We start from the raw sequence: 24,405 nt of genomic DNA, 5'->3' as shown, positions 1-24,405 counted from the left end.
GTCAACGTGACGAACCGCGGCGGCGCCAGGCCTCCCAGGCATCGCGTAGACGATGCCGATGTGGATCCAGGCAGGTAATGGCAGCGCCCTCTTCCATGCGCCGTAACGACTCGCGAATGAGGCGCTGGGTCTCTTTAGCAAGTTCTCGCCGTCCCAGCTGCGGCGATAATGGCATACCGAAGTGCACGCGCAGGGTGAGCGGCGCCGAGGCAGTGAGACGCCACAAGTGTCCCGCCAAGGTATCCTCTCCAATAAATGGACAGATACGGTCTGCATGCCCGGGACGAAGAACATCCTCGTAACGCAGGGTGACCGGTACGACCATAGTCTCCGCAGTTACCGCCGTCTCGAAGGGCGCCGCGAAGAAATCCCCAACGTCCGTGCCGTCGCTCGTCGTCCCTTCAGGAAAGATCGTAAGGATGCGCCCTTCTCGTAGCACCTGTGCGGCGTCTTTTAGCAGACGCTGACTAGCCCTCGCGTCGCCTCGATCAATAAAAAAGGTCCCCAACCGACGCGCCAATCGGCCAAATAGTGGCCAGGACTCCATCTCTTTTTTGGCGACAAACTGCCCTGGCTGTATTGCGGCTAGCGCCAAGATATCCAGATAAGAGACATGATTGGCCGCCAACATCATCGGCGCCTGGGGCAGAGGGCCAGCCACGCGCAAACGTATTCCCAAGATGCGTAGTGCTACGCCGCACCACCAGCGGAATACGCCAAGCGCATGCACATCTATTTCTCTGCCACGCCCGTAGTACCACCAACTCAAAGGAAAGGCGATGGCCAAATGCAGGCTCAGTGCCGGCACACGCCAGAAACGGCGATAAAAACGAGGCTTGCTACGCCGCAGTATGCGGTCGCTGGGATAAGGGATCAGTTGCGCGTGCCGAGAGAAAGTACTACGTCGTCGGCGAAAGATCATTTGCCCTGGACCACGGGGTCCAGAAAGCGCTGCTGATAACGCGAGGTAATGAGTCGTGAATCACACCAGACAAAAAAATCAGCACAGTGAAATTGCGGATCCCAGTAGGGTTCCCCACCCAAACGCACACCGGCTCGCAAATAGCCCTTCAACAGGCCCGGAAGTTCTACCGGCGCGACCTCGGCTGCCGTGTCAAACTGGGGAACGGGACGCAAAGGAAAGACTCGCTGCTCGACTGGTACCATCTGCGGCTCCAACGATCGGTACAGGGCACCCAGCGCCGGACCATCGGTGCTATGCACGCTGGCACAGCCCATGAGATGGTCGATCTCCCACATACTCATGGCCTCAGCCAAACCCGACCACAGGAGAACGATCACTGCTCCTTGGCGATAGTCGGGATGTACGCAGGAACGACCCAGCTCCATGACACGCGACCCAAGAGCTAGCGGTCGAGATAGGTCAAATTCCGTCTGCGCATAGTAGCGCCCAACATTGGCTACCTGCTCCGGTAGGAAAAGGCGATAGGTCCCAACAACCTCCTGCCGCACCTCATCTTCAACAATCAAGTGCTCACAGAAAGGGTCATATTCATCCTGATCGACCCCAGGAGGACCGCCAAGCTGCGCGCCATACTCGGCACTAAACACGCGGTAACGCAGGCGTTGCGCTGCCTCTACCTCGTCCTGATGACGGGCGAGATACAACCGCAACGAACGCTCCCCCTTTTTCGTATTACGATCCATACCCTTCTGGACTTGCGTATTGAGCATCCCTCAATCTCCCTGCTACGGGTTGCAGCAAATAACAGTATGACCAAAAACTATGACAATAGTGCGACAGTTTTATGACACTTTGATGACAGCACGAAGGCATGACGCTGTTCATACTACGCAATGTTTACAAAAAAAAGCAAAAAAATTCGGCTCATAAGAACGCCTCACGTAAGATTGTATGCGCCCGATCCGGCCCAGTGGAGACGATAGCAACGGGGCGCTCCACCAGCTCCGCTAACGCCTCGAGATAGTTCCGTGCATTTTGCGGCAGGTCTTGCCAGAGCTGTACGCCAGCGGTGGACTCCGACCAGCCGGGGAAGCTTTCGTAGATGGGTTCACAATCGGCCAGTGACTCCGCGCCACCCGGCAAGTCGCGGCACTCCGCACCACGCACACGATAGCCCGTCGCAACGCGAATTTCCGCCAAACCATCAAGGACATCAAGTTTGGTCATGCACAAGCCAGTCACTCCATTTACTCGGCAGGAGGCGCGCAAGGCAACCGCATCAAACCAGCCACAGCGTCGTGCACGCCCGGTAGTAGCACCAACCTCACCACCCTTCTCCGCCAGCCACCGGCCGGTATCGTCAAAAAGCTCCGTGGGGAAAGGGCCAGAACCGACGCGCGTGGTGTAGGCCTTGGTAATACCGAGTACATAGCCCAGATCACCTGGCCCAACACCCGTGCCAGCCGCCGCTGCACCCGCCACGGTATTCGAAGAGGTGACAAACGGATACGTGCCATGATCAACATCAAGCAACGTACCCTGCGCGCCCTCAAAAAGGATGCGTCCGCCAGCTGCCTGAATCTGGCTCAGGCGTAAGGAGACATCGGTGCTCATAGGTGCCAGGCGTTCGGCATAGGCCAAACTTTGTTCAAGAGTTCGATGAAAATCTTCCGGCTCTTCCTTGAAGTAGTGCTGCAACACGAAATTATGATAATCCAAGGCCTCGCCCAACTTGGCGGCAAAACGCTCACGGTGGAAGAGATCCGCCACTCGTAGGGCACGCCGCGCAACTTTGTCTTCGTAGGCAGGACCAATACCTCGCCCGGTGGTGCCAATACGCGCCTCTCCCTTCGCATGCTCGCGGGCCAGATCAAGCCGCTTGTGATAGGGCAGAATCAATGGGCACGCCTCGGAAATCAGCAGTCGTTGCGCGGCGTCGGGAACCGTTGCCAGCAAGGGATCCAGTTCCTCGAACAAGGCAACGGGGTCGAGCACAACCCCGTTGCCAATGAAACACTGTACGTCTGCTCGCAAGATTCCTGATGGAATCAGATGCAGAACCGTTTTTTTGCCACCAATGACCAGGGTGTGACCGGCGTTGTTACCTCCTTGAAAACGGGCGACCGCCTGACAATGCTCGGTAAGCCAGTCGACAATCTTACCCTTGCCCTCGTCCCCCCACTGGGTACCTACCACCACAACATTTTTGGACATCGATGTCGACTCCGCAGATAACTTAGGATGCAGAAAAGGGAAACTCAGGTTCGCGACCAATCAAGGTCCACTGGCCTTGCTCTGCTACCAGCAGGGCATCGAAACCGGCGGGCGCCTGAGATGTAGGGACGCCCTCAGCAAGGTCCTGCACCACGGTATAACCCTGTGCGCGTAGATCTTGCATTGCCTGCCATAACTTGGGATCCGCCCCCCCAGGGGCCCAGATGCGCGGGCATTTGCGTTCTTCTGCAAGTTCTCGAAGCAAAGGCCGTAAATCCAGGCTAAAGCCCGTAGCCGGGCGATGGCGGCCGAAGGCCTCGCCAACGCCATCATAGCGACCACCGCGGGCGACGGCCGCACCGCGCTGCGGCGAAAAAAGGGCGAACAGCATACCGGTGTGGTAGCGGTGCCCCTGCATCTCAGCCAAATCAGCACGAATACTCAGTTGCGGATAGCGCTGGCCTAGCAATTGCCAGACGAAGTCCAGTTCTTCCAGCGCGCACAAAATAACAGGGTAGTCGGCAAAGCGCTGGCGTGCGCGTTCGAGTACTTCGTACTCACCATGCAATTCGGCCAAGCTACGGAAGGCCGCGGAATGCTCACTAAAAACCGCACCCAATTGCAGAAGCTGGCGAAGATCGGGCCAGGCCTTGCGCTCCAACAAGCGCAGCAGCTCTTGCTGATCACGCAGGGGAAGTCCAGTCGCCTCGGCCAAGCTACGGGGGATGGCGACATGACCAAGGTCCAAGACGAGATCGGTCCCAACGCAGCAACGCTGCACACTCTCGACCATCAGACTAAGAATTTCTAAGTCAGCATCGGCACTACCGACGCCAAACAGCTCCGCGCCAACTTGAAAAGGGGCACGACTTCCACCCAAGGCATCGGGTTGCGCGCGCAAAACCGTGCCCGCATAGCTCAAGCGCCGCGCCTCGTCGCCGCGCGCCATCTGCACATCGATACGCGCCATTTGCGGAGTCATGTCAGAGCGAAAGCCGAGTACCCGACCGCTAGCCTGATCGAGCACTTTCCAGGTTTCCAGGTCCAAATCCACGGCACTGCCAGTAAGCACGCTCTCTAAGTGCTCAAGCATGGGGGGGATAACTTGGCGATACCCCCAGGAGGTAAAGAGATCCAATAATTCCCTACGTTTACCCTCAAGTGCAGCTGCCTGCTGCGGTCCCATGTCCTCAAAACCGGCTGGCAACATCCAACTCGCCATGGCGTCTTTGCTTTCGATCACGGCTTTCCGCCTCCCTGTAGCCCTTCGCGCAGATAGCGGAGCAACGGAGAGTCGGCCGGCAACACCCAGACATCATCTGCTTTAGCGCTGTCGCGCAACACCTCAAGACTACGGTAAAAGGCATAAAAGCGCGGATTTTTTCCATAGGCATCGGCGTAGATCTTGGCCGCTTGGCCCTGTGCCTGGCCCAGAGTCTGCTGCGCCGTAGTATAGGCTTGACTGACGATTTGCTGGCGCTCTTTCTCGGCGGAATTCTTGATTTCGTCGACCTGCTCTTTACCTGCCAACTCCTCCGCTGCAAGCTTGGTTTGCAAATCGCTACGCATTTTCTGGTAAACATCTTGTTGCGCTTCAGCGGTCAATCCAATTTCCAGAAAACGCAGGTCGTCAAGAGAAATGCCATTGCGCGCAAGGGAATCCGCCACTTGGCTGCTCAAGCTCTGTTGCCAAGCAGCCAAAGTGGCACTGCTCGGCGCCACACCTGGATTTTTCTCCACAACGCGGGTGAGTGCGGCTTGCACCACATCACTTACCTGACTCTCAGCCAGGGCTGTATTGAGCCCCCGTTGATAAAATTTTTCCGCATCGCTGACGTGCCATTGCACAAAGCAATCGAGCTGCAAACTCGGTCCAGTAGAGGGAGTGATCGTGACCGCTTTGGTGCTCTGACTGCGCCGTCGTGTATCAATGACCTGTACGGACTGCAAAAAGGGCCAATGTATGTAGAGACCCGGCTGCGAGCGTTCGGCAGCCACATGGCCGGCGCTGAGAACAACTGCGCTCTGCCCCGGACGTAGTTCGTAAAAGCTAGCAGACAACAGATACAAGAATACGACAAGTAGCAGGGCAATCCAGCCCCATGTAATGGGTTTCATGAGCCTTTATCTCCACTAGCAGTGGGGGCACTGGGCTTGGCCAACGGTGCGGAAATCGCTGGCGCGGCAACTTGTACTGCCACCTGCGCGCCCTGCCCGTCGGCAACCACAATCTTGCCAGCTTTCGCGAGCACATCCTGCATGGCCTGCAGGTACATCTGCTTGGTGCTGATTTGCGGATCCTGCTGATAGGCTTGATAAACTGCATTAAAACGTGCTATGTCGCCATGCGCCTTGCCCAGCAGCTGATCGGCTTGCACACTTGCTTGATTGCGCATTTTCGCTGCTTCGGCCTTGGCGGCGAGTAAGGTCTTGCCGGTATCAGCCTTAGCCTGCTCAGCCTTCTCCGCGGCATCCTTGCGCGCCTTGGCAATTTTGTCATATTCGGGGTCGAGTGCCTTGGGATGAGTGAGCTCAATGATCTGCACCGACTGCAGGCTAATGCCACTATCACCGTCGGCAAGTAATTCCTGGGCCTTCTGCAATATCTGTTGTTCCAGCGGCGCATGGGCCATCGTGAGCAGCTGCTCGGAGCTCATTCCACTGGTAACTTGGCGCAACGCCGCACTTAGCACAAAAGCCAAATACTGCTGCGGGTTGCTACTCGCAAAGAGAAAACTACGGGGATGCGCAATTCGATAATTCGCAGCATATCGTATGTCGACCACTTCGCCGTTGCTGGTGAGAATGCGACCCGGACTAAGTGCCTCCCCGGAATCACCATACCCCAAAACCAAGCGGCGATTGCGACCAACGTCGACCGTTTCTACGGATTCGATTGGACGGGGCCAATGGTAGTGGCTACCCGGCGGGACAGTAGCTACCACCTGCCCAAAGCGCAATACCATCCCTTCCTGCCCAGTACCCACTTCGTAGAAACCGGAAAGGAGCCAGATACCGATCAGCACCACAATAGCGATAAGAGGCAGCCAACGGAGAAAGGGCATTTTGTTTCGTGGACCAGAACCTGGGGCTGACGAAAACTTGCCACCCAACTTGCGCAGTTCTTTCGTGATCTTATCGATATCCCACGTCGCACCCGGTTTTTTGGGACGCTGCCCCCAGGGGCTCTTAATACCGCCGTTACCGTTTTGCTTACCGTTTCCGCCCGGATCACTCCATGGCATCCCGCTCTCCTTACCCCGGACTATGGGCGCATTGTAGAAGGCAGATCCTCCTGCTGACAACTCTCTGCCCCGCAGTGTTTTTGCAATCCTGCCCAAACTTGTTCGTCTATCTCAATGAGCAAGTGATTGCTCCCATCGCTGTCAAAACGTTCCTCCAACACCGAGGCCACGCGAAACAGGCGCGCCCGCAGCGCGCCCTCTCCCGGCCGCAAAGCACAGCGCAAGCGCAATCGCGCGCCATGCACTCGCCGCGCAATGACCTCACGGAGCCGCGCAACGCCTGCACCAGTATAGGCACTGAGCCACAGATCACTTACCTTGCCATTTTCATCAAAGCGCTCTCGCGCCTCCTCAACCAAGAGATCGATTTTGTTGAATATCCGAATGCGCGGCACAGCGGCAGCTCCAATCTCGGCAAGGACATTTTCTACTGCGAGGATTTGTTCATCTCGATCTGGCGCTGCAGCATCGATAACATGAAGCAGCAACTGCGCTTGGCTAACTTCCTCTAAAGTAGCGCGAAATGCGGCGATCAGTTCAGTCGGAAGATCACGCAAAAAACCCACCGTATCGGCCATCAGCGTACTCGGGCCATTGCCGGCGAGGCGGCGAATAGCTGGATCAAGGGTAGCAAAAAGCTGATCAGCGGCGTACTGTTCATTAGCGGTCAGCACATTGAACAGAGAGGATTTACCCGCATTAGTGTAGCCCACCAACGCAACTGTCGGTGCTGGAGCTCGCATCCGCGCTCTCCGTTGCGTAGCACGCTGCGCCGAGACTCGTGTCAAACGTTCACGTAAGACACGAATGCGCACACCAATCAGTCTACGGTCTGTTTCCAGCTGGGTCTCGCCCGGCCCGCGCAAACCGATACCACCCCGCTGTCGTTCCAAGTGTGTCCAACCGCGTACCAATCGCGTACGCAGGTGATCCAATTGCGCCAACTCCACTTGCAGTTGCCCCTCGTGGGTGCGTGCACGGCGGGCAAAGATATCGAGAATGAGGCCCACGCGATCAATCACACGTGCCCCACAGGCGCGCTCCAGGTTACGCTCTTGAATCGGACTCAGTGGCCGATCGAAGAGAATCAAATCAATCGCGTTGGCCTGCACAAAATCAGCTATCTCTTGCACCTTGCCACTACCAATACAGGTGGCAGGGTCCAAACGAGCGCGCGAAACCGTCCACAGAGCTAGAATCTCTGCTCCAGTATCCGCAGCCAATTGCTGAAACTCATCCCCCCCGTCGTCAGCTTGCACCCCTGGGGTCGAAACGTGGATCAGTAAAGAGCGGTCCCGATGTGACCGCTGAATCCCGAGACTCTGACTCAGTCGGCGGCCTCGTCTCCGGCACTTGTCTCACCTTCCGATTCGGGCAAAGGCAAGCGCACGTCGCGGCTGGGAACCACCGTAGAAATAGCATGCTTGTAGATCATCTGGCTGACATTGTTTCGCAACAGCACGACAAATTGATCGAACGACTCTACAAACCCCTGCAGCTTGATGCCATTAACCAGATAGATCGCGACTGGAACGTGCTCCTTGCGCAACAGATTGAGGAAAGGGTCTTGCAAAATTTGCCCTTTTTGCTGACTGGCCATTATTGTCTCCTTTTTGACTTGCATCATGCCATCGGCTAGTCATATTAGACTATCTCAAAAGTCGCGATGATGCTACGGGTAGGATGCAATTGGGTTCGCGCGGCGATGGTGGTGCTTTGACCTCTCGCCGGATTACCGATAAGTTCTCTCCATATCAATGCCGCCGTTCTGTACTGGGGAGAGTCTGTGGACGCAAAAAAACCGACCAGCGACCGCGCCCTGCGCGCTCGCGTAAAACGCTTGGGCAACATTTTGGGCGATGTGCTACGCGAACGCGCCGGCGAACGGGTGTTCAGCGCCGTTGAGCAGCTTCGTCAGGGCTATATCCGCCTACATCGTCGTGACGACCCCAAGTTACGCCAGCGCCTCGCCCGCTTTATCGATGCGCTACCCCAGGATGATCTCGTACTCGTCATTCGCGCCTTTAACACTTACTTTAGCTTGGTCAACATTGCCGAGGAAGAGTTTCAGCACGTGCAGCGGCGGCGCATGTTACAGCGCGGCAATGGGCTCTGGGTTGGATCCTTCGAAGATACCTTTCGACAGTTGCAAAGTACCGGAGTAAACGCCGGGCAGCTTCAATACCTGTTGGGGCAGCTCCGTTATCTGCCGGTATTCACGGCGCATCCTACGGAGTCCAAGCGGCGCACGGTACTCCATGCACTGCGCCGCATCTTCCTTACCAGCAAGGCACTGGATGACCCGACCCTGACAGAAGAGGAAGAAAATGACATCCTGCGCCAGTTACAGGCGCAGATTCAGATTCTTTGGGAGACCGAGGAGGTGCGTACCAACCGCCCGCACGTACAGGACGAGGTGGAAAACGGCCTCTTCTACTTCCGTGACAGCCTCTTTACAGCCGTCCCCATGGCCTATCACGCGGCCAGGCGTGCCGCCCGCCGTGTGTATGGCGAAAGTCAGGTGGATATTCCCGCCTTCATACGCTTTGGCTCGTGGATCGGAGGGGATCGCGACGGCAATCCAAACGTTACGGCGGCGATTACGGGCTGGACCTTGCGCACCCAAAGTGTGGAGGTGCTGCGCGAGTACCAGCAACGCCTTTCCGAGCTCTATCCACTGCTCGGGCACTCGGCGCGCTTCTGCACCATCTCACCGATTTTGCTCGCCTCTCTCGAAAAGGATGCGGACGATTTTCCCGAACTCGCCGAGTGGGTGAACCAAAGGTTTCCAAGCGAACCGTATCGGCGAAAATTGCGCTACATGATCACCCGCCTCGATCTGCGCCTACGCCAGTTGGAAAACGGTCAAAGCAGTAATGGCTTTGCGGCTAATGGCCCGGCCTACGCAAGCGATCAGGATTTTCTCGCTGATCTGCTCTTGGTGCGCGACTCTCTGCGCGGTCATGGTGATGACTATATTGCCAATCATTCAGTGCAGGACTTGGTCTGGCTCGTCGAGACCTTCGGTTTTCACCTGGCCTCCCTTGATATCCGTCAAGAATCGACCGTACACACGCGCACCGTTGCAGAGCTCTTTGTAAAGCTGCCGGAATTTCAGGGTTATATGGAGATGGACGAAGAGCACAAGCTTGCCCTTCTCAGCAATGCCTTGCGCAAACCGGGAAAACTCGTGGAAGACCTGCCGGAACAGTTATCACCGCTCGCGAGTGAAACCTGCGCGATGTTTAAGTGCATCGCGCAGCTCCGCCGGGAGATCGGTGAGCGTTCCTTTGGTCACTACGTAGTATCGATGACGCACGAGGCGAGCCATATACTGGAAGTTCTGGTATTGGCGAAAGAATTTGGCCTTGCGGGCTGGTCACGCCAGGGCCTGTACAGCGAGATCTCGGTCAGCCCTCTTTTCGAGACAATCCACGATCTGGAGCGCATGGAAACGGTGATGGGTCGTTTGCTGGACGACCCGGTATACGCAGAGATCTTACAGAGTCAGGAAAATATCCAGGAAGTCATGCTCGGCTATTCTGACTCTTGTAAAGATGGCGGCATTCTCTCCTCGAGTTGGTCGCTGTATCAGGCACAGCTCGAGTTAGCGGCTCTAGCGGACCGGCGGCGCATTCATATCCGTGTCTTCCATGGCCGGGGCGGAAGTGTCGGTCGCGGCGGCGGCCCCACCCATGAGGCCATCCTAGCCCAGCCGGCCAACACCGTACGTGGGCAGATCAAGATTACCGAGCAAGGTGAGGTGCTCTCGTTCAAGTACGCCAACCTGGAAACTGCAGTCTACGAGCTCACCGTGGGCGTGACTGGATTGATGCGCGCCAGCGTTGGTTTGGTGCAAACGGTGCCCGCCGATGAGCCCACTTTTCTCGAGGTCATGGCGGCCCTCACCAAAAGCGGTGAGACCGTCTATCGCGAACTCATTCAAGATACCGAGGGTTTCATCGACTATTTTTACGAGGCTACGCCTCTCAATGAAATTGCCCACATGAATATTGGCTCGCGGCCTTCCCATCGCCAGCGTGGCGACCGCTCCATGAGCTCCATTCGGGCGATCCCCTGGGTCTTTGCCTGGGCACAGTCGCGCCATGTGCTTCCCGCTTGGTATGGACTCGGTTCCGCTATTCGCGCATGGCGTGGCGATGACCCCAAGCGTCTGGAAACGCTGCAGAAAATGTATCAACACTGGCCCTTTTTCCACGCCTTGCTGGGCAACATCACTATGGCCATGGCGAAGGCGGACATGACCCTCGCGGCCGAGTATGCCACCCTACCCAATGATCAAAAATGTGCACAAAAGATCTTTGCGAAAATCCGCCAGGAATTCGAGCTCAGTCTTAGCGAGATGCTTCACATCCAAAACCAAGTGGAGTTGCTCGCCGAAGTGCCCGGCCTCGCTTTTTCCCTGCAGCGGCGCAATGTCTACATGGAACCGTTAAATCATATTCAGTTGGCCCTACTCCGTCGCTACCGCAACGAAGACACCCCACCAGAGTTTCGCGAAACTTGGCTCGACCCCCTGCTGCGCAGCATTAATGCCATTGCGGCTGGCCAGCGTAACACCGGATGATATGCAACTGATTCTGGCCTCATCCAGCCCTTATCGACGGGAACTCCTCGCTCGCCTCGGACTGCCCTTTACCTGGCAGTCTCCCGCCATCGATGAAACGCGGAAGGCAAACGAGGAGCCGGAAGCCCTGGTGAAACGCTTGGCATACGAAAAGGCATATGCGGTGTGGCATGAGCACCAGCAAACCTGGGTAATTGGTGCGGATCAGTTGGTTCGATGTGGCAATGTGCTACTGGGCAAATCCGGCTCTCGGGAAAAGGCCTTCACCCAATTACAGGCGATGCAGGGCAAAACAGTCGAGCTGTTGAATGGCCTTTGCCTATTAGCACCAAAGGGAATGGCGCAGGTAGAACTGGTTTCCTACCATGTTGTTTTGCGCAGCCTCAGCGAAGCCGAGATCCGCCGCTATATCGACAAAGAACAACCCTTCGATTGCGCCGGTAGTCTGCGCGCCGAGGGGCTGGGCATTTGCCTGATTGAACGCATGGAGGGGGAGGATCCCAATGCCATTATCGGCCTCCCCCTGATTCGCCTCTCCGCCATGTTGCGCACGGCAGGATTCTCTCTACCCTGAGATCTAACGATATGCCCCGCGTTTGCGTAGTTGCCGCACCATCAACCAGCGCCCAAAGAGGATCAAACTCAGCACCACCATAGTAATCAAAAAGGCAGCAGCGAAGGCCAATATGTGGGCCTCTTCAAACGGCTCATTGATGAAAGTCCAGATGACATAAGTGAGGTAACCAATTGGCTCATTGGTAAAATGACCAGTCCACATATAGTTGGACCAGCCTGCCGTGTAGATTAGCGGCGCGGTCTCGCCCATTGATAACGCCAGAGCGTAAAAGAGGCCGGTCATCACGGCGGGCATGGCCCCCGGCATAAGGATGCGAAGGATGACCGTCCCTTCACCCGCACCAATGCCAAAGCCCGCCTCGCGCACCGCCTGAGGAATGTTACCCAGAGCCATCTCCGTGGTGCGAGCGATGTAGGGTAAGAGCATGATACTCAGGGTAATGATGCCAGCGGCGACGGAAAACTGCCAGCCGAGATATATTACCATGGTGATATATCCCACATAACCAAGCACGATGGAAGGCACACCGACGAGGACGTCCGACAGAAAACGTAACGATTTGCCCGCCATGCCTTTGCCAAACTCGCAGAGATAGATCCCCGCGGCGATGCCAACTGGGGCAGCAATGAGCAGCGAGCCAAGCGATAGCACCAGAGTGCCTTCGATGGCGTTTTTCAGGCCACCGCCCATTCCCGTACTCACTTCGGTGAGCAGGCTTAACTTCAGGCCGGGCAGTGCTTTGAGGAAGACATCCAGGATGATGGACAGAAAGGCAATGGCTACAACCGTAAAACTAAACCAGACGAAGGCGATTCCACTAGCACGGAAGAGGTGGCGTTTCCAGGAAACGCGGATCTGCCGATGGGTGTCGCTGGCGCTTGTTGTCATCGTGGTTGTGAGATCGGTAATACTCATGACCGTACCTTCGCCCCCCAAAGTATCATACGCGCGACAACATTAACGATAACCGTCAGCAAGAGGAGTACCAGGGCGATTTCAGCCAGGGCTTCGACCGCCATGTTGGTCGGATCCTGCAATGCGCTCTCTAACTGCGACACAATAAACGCGGCCATCGTAGAGATCGGCGTATAGATATTATTGGGCAAATAATTTAGAGCATTACCACTGACCATAACGACTGCCATAGTCTCGCCCAAAGCACGTCCCAAGGCCAAAATCGACACACCTACCAAGGTCGTTTTGAGCTTGGGCAGGATGATGTTCCACAGCACTTCCAGGCGGTTGAGGCCCAAACCCAAGCCCGCCTCCTTGAGCGAGGGCTCAATCGCGCTAATGCCTTCGCGCATCGTTGCCGAGATGAGAGGAATAATCATAAACGCCAGCACGATAGCCGTCGTCAGCAAGCCATAGCCACTGCCGGCACTCCCGCCAAAATACGGGATGAAACCAATATGTTGGGTCATCCATGGGTAGACCGTCTGACCGAGGAAGGGAATCAGCAATGCGTAGCCCCAAAGCCCAAATACCACGCTGGGAATGGCAGCCAGCAAATCGACCAGCAAAGCAAGTGGTCCAGAGAGCCACTTGGGCACCATCTCCACCAGAAAATAGGCGGCACCCACGGCAATGGGCAACGCAAAGAGCAACGCCAAAAAGGAGCTAGCCAAAGTGCCCACCACCAGAAACCGAATTCCGTAGCGTGCCCCGGGCATGACCTGCTGGCCATGAATTTCTACGGGGTTACCGTAAAGGTTCCCAAGGTTCCAATCGTTAGTCCAGAGGAATTGTAGACCGTTGTAGTGAATGGCAGGCCAGGAGTAGGCCGTAAGAAAGACAACAAGGGCTATAAGCGACAGGGGCAAAAAACTGGCCGTACCGACCAAACCGATACGAAAGACGGAAACCTTCATGCTCTCCCTCCGTAGGAGTAGGCATCATAATAAACGCGCGGCACTTTGGAAAAAAGGGCCGCGACGTTGATTATGTTTGGCGCCGGGCGCCAAACGGGCCCAGCACCTGATGCCGGCGATTTACTGAATCTCGGCAACCTGCTTGCGGGACAATTCCGCAGCACTGGCAGGTAGCGGAACAAAATGCACCGCTTCCATGAAGTGCAGCGCATTGCCACCCTTCGGATCCAACGCCCAGTTGAGGAAGTCGCGCATGGCAGTCGCAGTTTCTGCATTGGGCTGTTGCTTCTTCACAATGGCATACTCGTAGTTGATGATCGGGTAGGCATTCTTGCCCGGTGCGAAAACCAGACTGATGCGCTCATCGGCCGGTGTCTTGCTGACCATTTCACCCGCCGCAGCCTTGGCATTTTCTACGGTCGGCAACACAAAGTTACCAGCGCGGTTCTGCAGCATGGCGATGCCTAAACCAGCCTTCTCCACCGGCGCTTTCCAACTGATGCCAATGTAGGCCACGCCATAGGGGGTAGACTTCAGAGCTTCGACCATACCTGGGTTGCCATCCGCACCGATTCCACCCTGCACCGTCGGCCAACTGACCGTGGTGCTGTAACCGATGTTCTTCGACCACATTGCATCGGTATCAGACAGATACGTGGTAAAAATAAAAGTATCTCCAGAACCATCAGTACGATGGATGGGGATAATCTTGTGATTGGGCAATTTGACGCCAGGATTGATTTTCGCGATCTCCGGGGCGTCCCAGTTGCTGATTTTGCCGGAGTAAATGCCCGCTAAAATCGGCCCAGAGAGTTTGATGTGCTGCTTGTTCAGGCCCGGCAGATTGTAGTTGATCATCTGGATGGAGATGGCCAATGGAATGTTGAGCATGGGGCGCATCTTCACCTGCGCGTCCGACATATACGCGTCGGAGGCACCGATTTGCGCTACACCAGAAATGGATTGGGCGATACCCGTGCCACTGCCAGTACCCTGGGTGGTGATCTTCACGTTCGGATGCATCTTGGTGTACACCGGCACCCACAGGTTGAACAATGGGTATAGCAGCGTAGAACCCGTCTCCAGCAAGCTGACTTGCGGAGCGGCAACAGCGGGTGTAGCGGCAACGGCGGCAAGACCGAGGAGGGAAGCAGCAACAGCACCCTTCATGGCACGGGCGACAGTCTTCTTGGAACCTAGCAACATAAAACCTCCGAAGATGGCGTTATCGAGTGTACTCAAGCACAGTAGAGAATTTCGCTATCTGAAACCCCTACGCGAGCGCCATCATACCGAAAGTTCATGACAGTATCATGAACCTTTTATGACACTTTTATGACATTGTACTTTAGAAAGTACTAGAGAAGATCGCTCCAACTGAAGCCTTTCTTGATGTAAGCGTTGCTCGGATACCCATCTCGTTCCCAAGTACCCTCGGGTCTTTTCGCAACTAGCTCAATGCGATTAACCCACTTTACACTTTTGTAGCCATACATCTGCGGGACTAGCAAACGCAATGGGTATCCGCCTTTGCGCAAAAGAGGCTGGCCAGAGATGTGGGTAGCGAGCATTACCCCTGGCGCCCGCGCCTGCTCCATACTTAGGCTGTCGACATAGACACCATCGGCACTGTGAAAGACGACATAACGAGCCGCATCGTTGGGCCGCAGATCACTGAGAAAGTCCGCCAGTAAGATGCCCTGCCAATGTACGTCAGCCACCGTCCAGCCCGTCACACAATGGAAAGTGTGGACTTCAGGGAGAGCACTGCGCTTATAGAGCTCAGCGAGCGTAAAGCTCTTGGGTTCTTCTATCAGACCGCCGCAATGCAAGCGATACAGTTGCGGATCGATTTTCGGATAGAAGCCCGTATAGGTGTAGTACTCGGGAAAGATTGGGATGGTAGCTGCGCGCGCCCAGGCTGGCAGTAACAAGCCGCTCGCTGCCCCACTCAGTAGGCCGGCACTCCGGAGAAGAAAGTCACGTCTTTGCATTGCTTTTCTCCCTTACCAAATCACAAAAATGGACCACAAAGGCTGGCGCCGCAAGGCGTGGTAAAAAGCCATTGCTACATGCCCTAGCCAGAAGTACAACAATATGGGCGTACCGAGACGCATGGAGCTGAGGCCAATATGCGTTAGTCCGGGAACAGTCAGGTAGCCCTGCATGGTCATCCACGCTCCGAGACCGGCATAATTCACCCAACTGACAAGTAACAGGAACATCCCCTGCCACCAGGACGAAAGCCCAGGCTCTGGACCATGACCGGGTAGCTGGCCACGCAACAGGCGACCTAGATCGCGGAAAACGACTACAAGGTTACCCGGCCAGTACCAGACATAGAGTAAACGACGCCCCCAAGGGGTTGCGCAGTAAATAACCCAGGACAAAGTTAGCCAAGCTGACAAGGCCAAGCCGGCCAAGACGTGCCATTGAAATAGGGAAAAATGCTGAAACCAAAGGGCCAGAATCGAGTTGAGCAACTCAAAGCTGAAGAGCAATACCAGCCCCAAATGCAAGACGCGCGCCCCGCGTGGATAGCTCGCAGATTTCTGCGTAGGTTCTACGATGGAAACTGCCATGGTCACCCCGTCTCCGCGTACTATTTTAGAATACGCATGACCTCGTCAGACAGATGCAAGCGTGCCCACCCAGGCGCAGGCATACTGATTACCAAAGCTTGACTGGAAAATGTAAACCCACAACAGGAAGAGTTCGGCCAAAATTATCTCGGACGATTACTCTATCCTTTCGTCAGGATAATTTCCCGCCAGAATTGTCCCCAAGCGTGAAAACATTCTGGAAAAGCTCTTCGCGAAAATAACCAAGGAGCTGGAAGTGCCCATTGGAAGATTTTTCACGCAAGAAACTCACGCTCGCTTTGGCAACCGGCAGATGCAGGCCGCCAAGTTCTGCAATCCAAACACCAAGAAACGGTTGATGACCAACGAGAATCACATGTTCAGCGTGCGATTCCTGCCAAGCGAACTGCAAAAGAGCAAAATTGCCCGTAGCCAGGGCATCCTGTGCTTGATAGACCGGTGCATGCAATTCTGCCTGCAGTGCTGCCGCGGTCTGACGCGTACGCTCCTTGGGGCTATACCAAATTTCTGCATTGCGCAACCCAAAACTACGCAGGGCGCGGGCCACCGTCGCCGCCTGTGCCTCGCCACGGGCGGTTAGGCGACGTCCAGCATCAGTCCCATCGGCACTGTGATCTTCTGCTTCAGCGTGGCGAATAAGGACGAGATCCAGGTTTCACCTCCTGCCCAAACCAGAGCTTACTCCATGTCGTTGGCACGAAACGCGCTAAAATCGAGACCAACGCAATGCCGATGAGGGCAGTCATCCAGGTATCAATGCGCTGTGCCGATGCCGGTCCCGGCCCCGTGAACACGTCGATGCCCGACAGGATCGCGCCAAGAAAAATCACTAGCGGTCGCCAAGCATAAGGCGTGAGCGTAGGCCAACTGCGCGCGATGGCACCCAAGGCCAGTGCCGCCCAAAACGCGTAGGCAACGGCCGGGCCCCAGTGCCAAGCGGGCAATTGCAGAATATTCATAAAGTGCTGCAACAAGTAGGCGGCGTATATGATCCAGGTCGGTAACCACCAGCGATAGGATTGCGCCAAATTCACGCGCGCGCTCCCTGGGGAGCATAGGGATTTTCCCCTTGGCGGAAGACCAAACGAATAGGTACGCCATCGAGCTTCAGCGCCGTGCGAAAGGCGGTCTCCAGATACCGCTTGTACGCACCAGGCAAGCGGTCGAGCTGATTGCCGTGGAAGACCAGAGTGATGGGCTGGGTGCCACCCTGATGGCAATAGCGTAGTTTGATGCGCCGTCCCCCGACGAGAGGGGGCTGGTGCGTATTAATAACGTCTTCCAGCATGCGGTTGAGTTCGCCGGTGGAGAAATGTCGCTGGCTATTTCTCCACAATTTGTCGATGCTGCGGTACAGCTCCCCTACCCCACTTCCGTGCAACGCCGAAATACTGTGAAACGGTGCATAGCGCAAAAACACCAGGCGGCGTTCCAATTCTGCTTTGATACGGTCACGCTCGCGTGCGTCTAGTCCGTCCCATTTGTTCAGCACCAAAACGATAGGGCGCCCGAGCTCGACGGCTACACCCACCAGATGCGCATCCTGATCACTGACTCCCGCATGCGCGTCCATCACCATCAGCACGACATCGGCCTCGCGCAGAGCGGCCAGGGTCTTGAGTACCGTCAGTTTCTCTAAGCCCTCCCCGACACGCGCGCGCCGCCGCACTCCAGCAGTATCGATCATCACATAACGCCGCCCCTGGCGCTCGTAGGGAATGCGGATACTGTCGCGTGTAGTACCCGGTTGATCGAAAACAATGACCCGCTTTTCGCCAAGCATGGCATTGACCAAAGTAGACTTGCCAACATTAGGCCGCCCGAGAACCGCTATCGCCGGCCCATCTTCCATCTCCTCGGACGCGACCGACCCCTCCGGCTCTTGCCCAACAGCGTCACTGATGGCCGACCAAAGCTGATCCATACCATGCCCGTGGGCAGCAGACAGTGTAATGGGGGCGCCGAGCCCGAGGCGGTGAAACTCCGGCAACTCCGCGACGGCATGGCGTACATCCATCTTGTTGACCAAGAGCAGAACCGGTTTGCCACTGCGCCGCAATTCGCGAGCAATCTCGTCATCCTGTGCCGAGAGCCCTTCTTTGGCATCGACCAGAAACAAGAGGACGTCGGCCTCAGCAATGGCCTGGCGCGTCTGAGTAGCCATTGCTGCCACCAGTCCCTGTTTCTCTTCCGGCTCAAAGCCGCCAGTATCAATGACGAGATAATCGCGATCCTGATGCCGTGCCGTGCCGTAATGTCGATCCCGGGTGAAACCCGGCAGGTCTGCCACCAAGGCCTCGCGACTTCGGGTAAGCCGGTTGAATAGTGTTGACTTGCCGACATTGGGTCGACCCAGGAGCGCGAGGATAGCAGCCATATGAATTACGGCTTCTGGAACTGGAGCTGGTACAGGGTGCCGACGCCACTCAATACCAGGAAGCTACCCTTGCCGACACAGACGGGTGCGGTTTGGATACCACTACTGGAGACGGTTTCCTGCCCGGTACGATGGCCCGTTTGCGGATCGAGGGTAATCACCTGTCCGGCGTAATTGCTTAGCAGGAGTTTGCCATCGCAAAGCGCCATTCCGCTCAAGGATTGCCCTTTAAGTGCAGTATTGCGCCATTCCACGGTTCCACTGCTGGGATCCATGGCGTAGACCTGACCATCGCTCCCGGCTACAAAAAGTTTGCCATCGTGCAAAATGGGGGTAATGACGGTCGACATGGGCCGACTCCAGTCTTCTTCACCGCTATCCCTGCTGAACGCGGAAATATTGCCCTGATAGGCAGCAGCAATCACGCGATTACCATCAAGAACTGGTGTTGCCGCAACGTCGACCATGCGTGCCAGCTCGTTGTTGCCGTGCGGGATAGCGACCGTGGCGCGCCAGAGCTCGGCTCCGTTGCTGGCATCGAGGGCAATCAGTTTACCATCGGCAAAACCCGTATACAGAGTTTGCCCAGCGATAACGATTCCGCTATTACGACGCAGCAACAAAGAAGGTTGCGGGAGGGAGAAGGTCCAATCTATTGCGCCGTTGCTGGTGTTCAGGGCGAGCAGATGGCCATTCGACAACTGCAGAAAAAGCCGATGATCAGCGACGCTGATGGGACTTGTGGGTTCAGCACCCAACTGCACATCCCAGAGTTTTTTTCCATCCTGCGCGGAGATAGCGTACAGCTTGCCACGATCCGTGCCTACATAGACGACTCCGCTGGCAACTGTCGGTCCGCGCGGACTTTTGCCATCCAGGCGGTACTCCCAACGCAAACTTCCACCACGAGTAAGCGCGAGAAGATGCCCAGAGTCATCGCTTAGATAAATTTTGCCATCCGTCACCGCCAGTTGTGTGGCGTTATAGGGATCTAAACGCCAATCACCGTACAGGCGAGCCTGCCAATTGGTGCCAAAGCCGACAGTGACCTGTTCCTTGTGCATAGCCTTGACCGGTTTGGGGGCAGGTTCTGCCGGACCAAAGGCCCAATTCCAAACACCGCAACCGCCCAAAGCGAAGAACACCCCCAGCATAGCGGCGGCACGCAGTCCGGTACGCACACCATGGGTCTTAGCATAGCTCATCAAGAAACTCCCAAATTTGCCATTTTCATTTGCAGGTAAGCCACGTATGGATCGGTCGCCGGTAGTGCTGCAATCGCTTTTTGATAGTCGTCACGCGCCTGGCTGTAGTGCCTCAATCCCGCCTCTGCATCTCCACGCAGCTCCCAATCTACCACCGCAAAAGCGCTATCTGACTTTTGCAACAACTGCAGGACTTGCTGATTTTTCCCATTCTGCAGATACAAGCGCGCTAATGCTACACGCGCCATGGGCTGCATGCCCGCTGGCAAGCCACTGTGATCGCTAAGCCACTGCAATTGTGCTTCTGCTTTGGCATCTTGCTTGGCCTCGGTGTCGATACGCGCCAGATAAAAACGCGCCATGCTTGCATAGGGGGTAGCACCATAGTCGTGAACCAAGGTTTCGGCACTGGCGCGCACCATGGCATCGTTATTGCTCGCCAGACTATCGCTCATTTCGCTATAGAGGACACCTGCGCGCTCCATTTGATGGCGCTGATATTTGTCATAGGCAAAAAAAGCCAGAACTCCGGCGATAATCAGCACGAAGAGGATGATCAAAAGCTTACGATGACGTTGAAGAGATTCGGTAAATTCTGGGCCAGTCATGATTTTTTGCCTAATGCGCTTGGCGCGTAGTATGGCGGGGTGGCTACGTGAAATCAACGCCGAGGGCGGTCAGACCACGGTGCAATTCATCCCAGGGACCCCGCCACTCGCCCTGCCCCTCCTGCTCTTTGAGCAACACATCTCCAGCGGCAAGGTCGGCGGCACCGACCAATACCTGATAACGCGCCGCGCTACGCTGGGCCTGTTTCAACAAGGACTTCACCGATCCGGGGCCAGCTACTACAACACTGAGTCCGTTCGCCCGCAATCCCTCCGCCTGCCGAAACACAGCGGTCAAGGCCGCATCGTCCAAGGCACCAAGAAAGAGAGCAGGTACTGCGTCCGCCTCCGCCAATTGCGCGAGTGCTCGCAGGGCCAAGATCCGCTCCATGCCGAGCGCAAAACCGATAGCCGGCGTTTCCGGCCCACCGAGCTGCTCTACCAAACCGTCATAGCGTCCCCCGGCCAGGACCGTACCCTGCGAACCCAAGCCTTCTGCCACCCATTCAAAGACCGTGCGATGATAATAGTCCAGACCACGCACCAAACGCGGGTTGATGACATAGGCAATACCCATCCCCTGTAAAAGTTCCTGCAACAGGGAAAAGTGCGCGGCTGATTCGGGGTCGAGATGCTGCAGCAACTGTGGCGCATCCTTGGCGACCAGCTGACAAGATTCGACTTTGCAGTCGAGGACTCGCAGCGGATTGCGCTCCAGTCTCTCCTGACAATCACCGCAAAGTTTTTCTGCTTGGGGACGCAGGTACTGAAGGAGAATTTCGCGATAACTGGCACGCGATTCTGGCGTACCCAAGGAATTCAGTTGCAGCTGTGCGGGTATCCCCGCTGCGGCCAAAAGACGCGCAGACAGTGCAATGATTTCTGCATCGGCACTTGCACTGGCAATGCCAAAAAACTCGACCCCGAGCTGATGAAACTGGCGGTAGCGCCCGCGCTGTGGCCGCTCATGGCGAAACATCGGGCCCAGGTAATAAAGCCTGGGGGTCTGCCCACGCAGACCGCCATGTTCGATCAGGGCACGCACTACACCCGCGGTGCCTTCGGGGCGCAGCGTCAGGGAGTCGCCATTGCGATCGGCAAAGGTGTACATTTCCTTCTGTACAATATCTGTAACGTCACCAATGGCACGGGCAAAGAGCGCGCTTTGTTCGACAATGGGCAGGCGAATCTCGGCACAGCCATAACGGGAAAGTACGCTACGGAAGGACTGCTCGAGTTGCTGCCAAGCAATTGTCTCTGGGGGGAAGATATCATTCATCCCCCGCACGGCAGTGAGGGTAGGTTTTGCCACCGGAAGCTATCCTCAGGCGTCGTTGCGTGCAGCGCGACGCTCCGCTACTTCGGCGCGAATCCGCTTTTCAAGAACATCGACAATATCCTGGTTTTCGACTCTATCCACCTGCTTGCCACGATAGTACAGGATACTGCGTTTGTCGCCGCCGGTCAGACCAATGTCTGCTTCCTTCGCCTCGCCAATACCGTTGACCACGCAGCCGATCACCGAAACATCCATGGGCTCGAGGATATCCTCCAAGCGTCCTTCCAAGGCATTGATGGTTTTGATCACGTCAAACTCTTGCCGCGAGCAGGAGGGGCAGGCAATCAGGTTGATGCCTTTTTGCCGCAGGTGCAGGCTCTTCAAGATATCAAAGCCCACCCGAATTTCCTCGACCGGGTCTGCCGCAAGAGAAACGCGGATGGTATCACCAATCCCTTCATTCAAGAGCAAACCTAATCCGATAGCCGATTTGACCGTGCCGGAACGTAGACCACCGGCCTCGGTAATCCCGAGGTGCAACGGGTAGTCGACCTGTTGTGCGAGCAGACGATAGGCGCCGACGGCAAGGAAGACGTCAGATGCTTTGACGCTGATTTTCACGTCGTGAAAGTTGAGCTCGTCGAGAATGGCCACATGGCGCAGCGCTGACTCTACCAACGCCTCCGGGGTCGGCTCACCATATTTTTCCTGCAGGTCTTTTTCCAGACTGCCGGCATTCACGCCTATGCGGATGGGTATCCCCTTGTCTTTGGCCATTTCCACAACCAGGCGCGCCTTGTCGATGGTCCCGATATTGCCCGGATTGATGCGTAACCCATCGACACCATCCGTCATCACCTGCAGGGCAATGCGATGATCAAAATGAATGTCGGCAACCAAGGGGACCTCTACTTGGGCACGAATGGCCTTGAATGCCTCCGCCGCGTCCATACTCGGTACAGATACCCGCACGATGTCAGCACCAACCGCCTCCAGCCTACGAATTTGGGCAACCGTCGCCGCTACGTCGCGGGTTTCGGTGTTGGTCATGCTTTGCACAGAGATCGGCGCGCCGCCTCCAATGGCGACCTTGCCCACTTGGATCTGCCGGCTCTTACGGCGCTGAATGGGTGACTGATGTTGCATGAGCTACCTCGCTGAAAGTGGATTCGTCACTCGCTACGGCGGAAACGCGAGAGGACGCGGTAGTAGCGGAGGGGCGAAGGGATTTAACCGATTGTGCCGCGGTAAGTGGGTGCTGGGCAAGTTTCACCGAAGTAGTTGGCGCTGCCACTGGCGCCGCACCCACTTGTACACGCGCGACATTGAGGGCGTTCGCCGGAAGGGCCACGGGTTTGCCAGCATAGGTAATCTGCACGGCACTCGCCTTACCAATCAGGATACGATAGGGAGGCTGGCCTTGTGTTACGGTAACGTCCTGCCCAGCCTTGCCCAATGTCGAGAGAACAATATTGCCGCTGGCATCACGTACCTGCACCCAGCAATCCCCGGTAAAATGAAAGACCAGGGCGCCACTCATGGCAGATAGGGTCATAGCGGTAATGGGAGACGGCGACGCCGCAGCAGCAGTGGTGGTGGTAACCGAAAAAGCGGGGCTGGTAAGAGCCGCGGTTTCCACTGGCGTAGACATTACCACTTGCGCGGCACTCCGATTGCTGGCGGAGGCACTAGCAGCAACAGCGGCTGGCGCCGACACTGCCGAGCTGCCCCTACCCCAAAGCCACCATCCAAGAATAATCAGGGCAATGGCTAACAGGATGGAAAAAAACAGCATTTTTCGACTGTAATCCAGAAGCGGTAGTTCGCTGCGCGGCAGCACTTCTTCGCTCGGTCGCAGACCAGAACTGCCGTGGTAGCGATCATATGCAGCAAGCACGCCCTCCACGTCGAGATCGAGAAGACGCGCGTAATTGCGGAGGTACCCTCGGGCAAACGCAGCGCCCGGCAATTCTTGGAAGCGGCCCTCTTCAAGGGCGGCAACCTGCGTGCTGGTAATGTGCAATTTTTGCGCGACTTGTGCGAGATCCCAGCCACGCGCTACGCGTGCCGACCGTAACTGCGTCAAAAGCTCCGCGAATACCTCATCCATTATTGCCTGCACCGTGCTGTAAGAGCAGTGTTTGTGCCTCTTTCCCAGCAGCCGAATAAGGGCTGGAGTTGACACAACGCTCCCATAACGAGCGCGCGCGGACCTGCTGTCCTTGTTGCCAGGAGATTTGGCCAGCCAAGAGCAACGCTTGCGCGTTATCTGGCTCCTGTGCCAAAACACCTTGCAAATGCCCATATGCGGCCGTTAGATCATGATCCTGGTATTCCATTTCTGCCCACAGCAACAGGGCGGGCGAATAGCCAGGCTTGAAATAGAGCGCCTTCTGCAACGCCACAATTGCCAGGTTTTCTTGCTTGAGTCCGCGATAGGCGGCCGCCAGATTGGTCCAGGCAAACTCCGGTGTGCTGTATAGAGGGTCTTTAGTGGCCTTGCTGAGCTGTTCTACTGCGGCAGAGAACTTCCCTTGCTCCAGAAGAAATGCGCCGTAATTGTTCAAAAATTGGGGGTCGTCGGGTTCTTCGCCGAGGGCGCTGCGAAAGGCATCCTCTGCCAAATCCGCCTGTCCTAAGGCCTGATAGGCCAAACCTAGGATGTTATAGGCGTCACCGTGCTTGCCAGGCAAACTTATGGCCTGCTTCAACTCGCGCACCGCGGCACGCGGATGGCCGCCTTGCAAATACGCTGTACCGAGAGAGGTATAGATGGCCACCTGATCGGGAGGCGCAGCGCGCAAAGAGGCAGCGGGGTTGGGTGGCGCATTCCGTGCCGCCGCTGCCGCTTCTTCCGCTGGAGTCAGTTTCTGGTGGCTAGAAAACAAGGCGCAGGCACTTGATGAAAGCACC

At 56.3% G+C, this 24,405-nt stretch carries 24 protein-coding genes; 2 read left to right on the top strand and 22 right to left on the bottom strand.

What is annotated here, in order from left to right:
- Position 1: 1 nt before the first annotated feature.
- The 8 genes from AB4090_RS10270 to hfq form a co-directional block, all read right to left on the bottom strand.
- Complete coding sequence (locus AB4090_RS10270) at positions 2-922, bottom strand: lysophospholipid acyltransferase family protein (RefSeq protein WP_369573781.1); 921 nt, start codon at positions 920-922, stop codon at positions 2-4.
- On the bottom strand, positions 919-1,695 hold the full coding sequence (locus AB4090_RS10265) for a GNAT family N-acetyltransferase (protein ID WP_369573780.1): 777 nt from the start codon (positions 1,693-1,695) through the stop codon (positions 919-921). The genes AB4090_RS10270 and AB4090_RS10265 overlap by 4 nt, the downstream gene beginning before the upstream one ends.
- Positions 1,696-1,849: 154 nt before the next feature.
- Positions 1,850-3,139 (bottom strand): adenylosuccinate synthase, encoded by a 1,290-nt coding sequence (locus AB4090_RS10260; RefSeq protein WP_369573779.1) that lies wholly within the window; start codon positions 3,137-3,139, stop codon positions 1,850-1,852.
- A 22-nt stretch (positions 3,140-3,161) separates the two neighbouring features.
- Complete coding sequence (locus AB4090_RS10255; RefSeq protein WP_369573778.1) at positions 3,162-4,382, bottom strand: ATP phosphoribosyltransferase regulatory subunit; 1,221 nt, start codon at positions 4,380-4,382, stop codon at positions 3,162-3,164.
- A complete protein-coding gene (hflC, locus tag AB4090_RS10250; protein WP_369573777.1) occupies positions 4,379-5,257 on the bottom strand; it encodes a protease modulator HflC in 879 nt (292 codons plus the stop codon). Before hflC ends, AB4090_RS10255 begins: the two co-directional genes overlap by 4 nt.
- Positions 5,254-6,384 carry a protease modulator HflK gene (gene hflK, locus AB4090_RS10245; protein ID WP_369573776.1) on the bottom strand — a complete coding sequence of 377 codons (1,131 nt, stop codon included), beginning with the start codon at positions 6,382-6,384 and terminating at the stop codon, positions 5,254-5,256. The genes hflC and hflK overlap by 4 nt, the downstream gene beginning before the upstream one ends.
- Before the next feature lie 20 nt (positions 6,385-6,404).
- Complete coding sequence (gene hflX / locus AB4090_RS10240; RefSeq protein ID WP_369573796.1) at positions 6,405-7,667, bottom strand: ribosome rescue GTPase HflX; 1,263 nt, start codon at positions 7,665-7,667, stop codon at positions 6,405-6,407.
- Positions 7,668-7,711: 44 nt separating this feature from the next.
- The gene (gene hfq / locus AB4090_RS10235) at positions 7,712-7,984 is read right to left on the bottom strand and encodes an RNA chaperone Hfq (RefSeq protein ID WP_369573775.1); all 273 of its coding nucleotides are present in this window, start codon (positions 7,982-7,984) and stop codon (positions 7,712-7,714) included.
- Between the two features lie 186 nt (positions 7,985-8,170).
- Here hfq and ppc point away from each other — a divergent pair, with 186 nt between their 5' ends.
- Complete coding sequence (gene ppc / locus AB4090_RS10230; protein ID WP_369573774.1) at positions 8,171-10,972, top strand: phosphoenolpyruvate carboxylase; 2,802 nt, start codon at positions 8,171-8,173, stop codon at positions 10,970-10,972.
- Complete coding sequence (locus AB4090_RS10225) at positions 10,938-11,546, top strand: nucleoside triphosphate pyrophosphatase (protein WP_369573773.1); 609 nt, start codon at positions 10,938-10,940, stop codon at positions 11,544-11,546. Before ppc ends, AB4090_RS10225 begins: the two co-directional genes overlap by 35 nt.
- A 3-nt stretch (positions 11,547-11,549) precedes the next feature.
- Here AB4090_RS10225 and pstA read toward each other — a convergent pair whose 3' ends face one another.
- The 14 genes from pstA to AB4090_RS10155 form a co-directional block, all read right to left on the bottom strand.
- Entirely contained in the window at positions 11,550-12,464 is a 915-nt protein-coding gene (gene pstA / locus AB4090_RS10220; RefSeq protein WP_369573772.1) for a phosphate ABC transporter permease PstA, read from the bottom strand.
- The gene (gene pstC, locus AB4090_RS10215) at positions 12,461-13,420 is read right to left on the bottom strand and encodes a phosphate ABC transporter permease subunit PstC (RefSeq protein ID WP_369573771.1); all 960 of its coding nucleotides are present in this window, start codon (positions 13,418-13,420) and stop codon (positions 12,461-12,463) included. The genes pstA and pstC overlap by 4 nt, the downstream gene beginning before the upstream one ends.
- 120 nt (positions 13,421-13,540) lie before the next feature.
- Positions 13,541-14,626 (bottom strand): phosphate ABC transporter substrate-binding protein PstS, encoded by a 1,086-nt coding sequence (gene pstS, locus AB4090_RS10210; protein WP_369573770.1) that lies wholly within the window; start codon positions 14,624-14,626, stop codon positions 13,541-13,543.
- Positions 14,627-14,778: 152 nt separating this feature from the next.
- On the bottom strand, positions 14,779-15,414 hold the full coding sequence (locus AB4090_RS10205; RefSeq protein ID WP_369573769.1) for a molybdopterin-dependent oxidoreductase: 636 nt from the start codon (positions 15,412-15,414) through the stop codon (positions 14,779-14,781).
- A gap of 12 nt (positions 15,415-15,426) precedes the next feature.
- Positions 15,427-16,002, bottom strand: coding sequence for a cytochrome b/b6 domain-containing protein (locus tag AB4090_RS10200; protein WP_369573768.1), 576 nt, complete (start codon positions 16,000-16,002; stop codon positions 15,427-15,429).
- Positions 16,003-16,174: 172 nt separating this feature from the next.
- The gene (locus AB4090_RS10195; RefSeq protein ID WP_369573795.1) at positions 16,175-16,660 is read right to left on the bottom strand and encodes a histidine phosphatase family protein; all 486 of its coding nucleotides are present in this window, start codon (positions 16,658-16,660) and stop codon (positions 16,175-16,177) included.
- On the bottom strand, positions 16,647-17,057 hold the full coding sequence (locus AB4090_RS10190) for a hypothetical protein (RefSeq protein WP_369573767.1): 411 nt from the start codon (positions 17,055-17,057) through the stop codon (positions 16,647-16,649). Before AB4090_RS10190 ends, AB4090_RS10195 begins: the two co-directional genes overlap by 14 nt.
- Positions 17,054-18,400: a ribosome biogenesis GTPase Der gene (gene der / locus AB4090_RS10185; protein WP_369573766.1), complete on the bottom strand. Its 1,347-nt coding sequence runs from the start codon at positions 18,398-18,400 to the stop codon at positions 17,054-17,056. The genes AB4090_RS10190 and der overlap by 4 nt, the downstream gene beginning before the upstream one ends.
- Positions 18,401-18,405: 5 nt before the next feature.
- A complete protein-coding gene (bamB, locus tag AB4090_RS10180) occupies positions 18,406-19,605 on the bottom strand; it encodes an outer membrane protein assembly factor BamB (protein WP_369573765.1) in 1,200 nt (399 codons plus the stop codon).
- Positions 19,605-20,213 (bottom strand): YfgM family protein, encoded by a 609-nt coding sequence (locus tag AB4090_RS10175; protein WP_369573764.1) that lies wholly within the window; start codon positions 20,211-20,213, stop codon positions 19,605-19,607. Before AB4090_RS10175 ends, bamB begins: the two co-directional genes overlap by 1 nt.
- A gap of 43 nt (positions 20,214-20,256) precedes the next feature.
- Positions 20,257-21,525 (bottom strand): histidine--tRNA ligase, encoded by a 1,269-nt coding sequence (hisS, locus tag AB4090_RS10170; protein ID WP_369573763.1) that lies wholly within the window; start codon positions 21,523-21,525, stop codon positions 20,257-20,259.
- 12 nt (positions 21,526-21,537) lie between these two features.
- Positions 21,538-22,638 carry a flavodoxin-dependent (E)-4-hydroxy-3-methylbut-2-enyl-diphosphate synthase gene (ispG, locus tag AB4090_RS10165; RefSeq protein ID WP_369573762.1) on the bottom strand — a complete coding sequence of 367 codons (1,101 nt, stop codon included), beginning with the start codon at positions 22,636-22,638 and terminating at the stop codon, positions 21,538-21,540.
- On the bottom strand, positions 22,607-23,602 hold the full coding sequence (locus tag AB4090_RS10160; protein WP_369573761.1) for a helix-turn-helix domain-containing protein: 996 nt from the start codon (positions 23,600-23,602) through the stop codon (positions 22,607-22,609). Before AB4090_RS10160 ends, ispG begins: the two co-directional genes overlap by 32 nt.
- Entirely contained in the window at positions 23,595-24,404 is an 810-nt protein-coding gene (locus AB4090_RS10155; RefSeq protein ID WP_369573760.1) for a tetratricopeptide repeat protein, read from the bottom strand. Before AB4090_RS10155 ends, AB4090_RS10160 begins: the two co-directional genes overlap by 8 nt.
- Position 24,405 lies beyond the last annotated feature (1 nt).

This window comes from Acidithiobacillus sp. IBUN Pt1247-S3 (genome assembly GCF_041146875.1).
Classification (GTDB): Bacteria; Pseudomonadota; Gammaproteobacteria; order Acidithiobacillales; family Acidithiobacillaceae; genus Igneacidithiobacillus.
Note: the sequence above shows the minus strand (reverse complement) of the source record. Positions and strands in the feature narration are given on the sequence as shown.